Origin of the sequence: Gemmatimonas sp. (assembly GCF_041689975.1) — a bacterium.
In the GTDB taxonomy this organism is placed as follows: domain Bacteria; phylum Gemmatimonadota; class Gemmatimonadetes; order Gemmatimonadales; family Gemmatimonadaceae; genus Gemmatimonas.
Map to the genome: position 1 here is coordinate 1 of NZ_JBDNFF010000398.1, position 1,477 is coordinate 1,477.

General features: G+C 62.6%; 2 protein-coding genes and 1 pseudogene. All 3 read right to left on the reverse strand.

The features are described 5' to 3' along the window. Positions 1-185: hypothetical protein (locus ACESNG_RS22785; RefSeq protein ID WP_373070993.1), on the reverse strand; the 185-nt coding region annotated here is incomplete at its 3' end. Further along, positions 185-1,009 (reverse strand): hypothetical protein, encoded by an 825-nt coding sequence (locus ACESNG_RS22790; RefSeq protein WP_373070995.1) that lies wholly within the window; start codon positions 1,007-1,009, stop codon positions 185-187. The genes ACESNG_RS22790 and ACESNG_RS22785, both read right to left, overlap by 1 nt. Continuing rightward, positions 1,006-1,477 (reverse strand): annotated as a pseudogene (locus tag ACESNG_RS22795) (SAM-dependent DNA methyltransferase); the annotation flags it as partial. The gene ACESNG_RS22790 and the pseudogene ACESNG_RS22795, both read right to left, overlap by 4 nt.

A 1,477-nucleotide genomic window follows, 5' to 3' on the forward strand; every position in this document is an offset into this window, starting at 1 on the left:
AGCGCACCCGACACGTGCTCTTCGGCGATCCAATAGCGAGGCAAACTTTCCCGATTCGGATCATCATGAGCGGCAGCGTCCAGTGCTGGCAGGTTCTGGGAGTCCGCTCCTTCATACGTCTGGAAACGGGAGTCGTAGAAGGAGAGCATTTTCGCCTCGTAGAGCGGCAGGTACACGTCGGTCATCACTCGGCTCCGATCTGGTGGCGCCGGCCGAGGCCGGGGGCGGGGGTGATCGTGGTGGCGTAGGGGATGCCTGTCGCGGCGGCGGCGGACATGGCGTCGTAGTAGCCGAGCACCAGGGCGCGGGTGCGCAGTTCCCCGTGGGCGGCCAGGTCGTACTTGTTCATCACGGTGAAGGATCCGAGAACATGCTCGACCTCCTCGCGGGTGAGGTTGTACAGGTGGAACATTGCCGCGTCGATCTCAGCGCGCAGGGCGGTGCGACGGTCCGGCTCCCAGTGGAAAGGCGCACCTCCATCGCCCACGTCGCGGGCGAGGGAGGTCAGGGAAGTGGAGGTGTAGCACAGTTCGAGGACGCGCGGGGTGAGCCAAGAGTCAAGAGTGGTGCCTAGCCACGGGTAGGTGTCGGCGAACGCTGCCGGGGTGGGACAGGCGAATTGTTTGACGATGAAGAAGGCCATATTCGATCCGCTGAGCTTTTGTCGGGCAAGGAAGTCCATGACCAGTGAAGACCAGATCGCTTGAAGGCCAGCGGGCTGGCCGGCATCGCTGTCAACGGCAACAAATGAGTTGCCTGCACCGGCAAGTGGGAAGTTCCCAGAGACAAAGGTGCGTTCATTCGTGGCTGCGGTTATCCAGCGCCAGCCGAAGAGGTAGCTGCTCGTCCACGTGTCGCCGAGGGCCTTGGTTACTTCGTCCTCGGCCACCCAGTAGCGGGGCAACGGCTCGAAGCGTGGGTCGTCGTGTTGGGCGTCAGTCACGGCGGGCAGGCTCATGCCGGTCGCCCCTTCGTAGGTGGCGAATCGGTGGTCATAGAGGTTCATCATCTTGGCCTCGTAGAGCGGGAGGTATCGGACTGCTGTTCCGAGAGAGAGAGAGAGAGAGAGTCAGGGTGCTGGAACACGTTGCCTTGCAGGACGAAGCCTTCGGCCTCAAGCTCCTCACGGGTGCGGAAGAGATGTGAGTCGCTGGACATGTTGAACAGTCCTTGCTTGAAACTCAGTCCCCACGGGTTGCCGTCCGGGTCACCGTCCTTGATCAGGATGGGGAACCTGCGGTAGATCTTCAAGGTGATCTCCGCGTCCCTGCGGGTGGCGAAGACGGGCAGGGTGCCGGTGTTCGGGTTGAGCAGGAGGATCTCCTCGTTGGTGAGCTCGAAGCGGGCGCCGTGGATGGCACTGGGATCGTGCAGCATGAAGGCGAGGGGGACCCGTTCGGCCGTGCGGTTGCGGCCGGTCATGCAGGTAACGGCGAAGCGGAACGAGCGATGGACACCCTCAAACATCGGCTTAGAA